Origin of the sequence: Microvirga antarctica (assembly GCF_017921815.1) — a bacterium.
Taxonomy (GTDB): Bacteria; Pseudomonadota; Alphaproteobacteria; order Rhizobiales; family Beijerinckiaceae; genus Microvirga; species Microvirga antarctica.
This window is the reverse complement of sequence record NZ_JAGEMM010000014.1, coordinates 1-591: the sequence shown is the minus strand read 5'-3', so window position 1 is coordinate 591 and position 591 is coordinate 1. Positions and strand designations below refer to the sequence as shown.

The following is a 591-nucleotide window of genomic DNA, read 5'->3' as shown; positions in this document are numbered from 1 at the left end:
GGATCCAGAGCTGTTCAAGGGCGTTTGCGGCTGAGCTTCACGCGGAGGTCAATCGCGGCCGGATCGATCGGCGCGCGGCGCGGGCGTCGATCGAGCAGGAGCTGTCGCGGACCAACCAGCGCATCCGTCGCATTCTTGACCTGCTGACGGGCAGCGATGACGCCCCGCGTTCGCTGATGGACGATTTGAAGGCCCTGGAGGTGCGCAAGGGGCAGCTCCAGGCCGATCTGCAGGAGCCCGTCGATGTCGAGCCGCTGTTTCATCCGCACCTGGCCGGGATCTACCGCCAGAAGGTCGCCAATCTCGGCCAGCTGTTGGAAGATCCCGCCACCAAAGATCAGGCCTTTGACCTTATCCGCGGTCTGATCGATGTGATCAGGCAAGTGCCTACTGGCGGCGAGCTCGAGGTCGGACCGCGCGGCGCGCTTGCGGGCATGCTGGCGCTCTGTCCTGGAAACGCAAACAGCCGGACCCTTTCGGATCCGGCTTTTGCTGGTCGACAATTAAAGATGGTTGCGGGGACAGGATTTGAACCTGTGACCTTCAGGTTATGAGCCTGACGAGCTACCGGGCTGCTCCACCCCGCGTCAA

The 591-nt window shown here is 63.1% G+C and carries 1 tRNA gene; it reads right to left on the bottom strand.

The annotated features are described in order from the left end of the window. Positions 1–510: 510 nt before the first annotated feature. Positions 511–587 (bottom strand) — tRNA-Met (locus tag J4G32_RS20650). Positions 588–591: the final 4 nt, after the last annotated feature.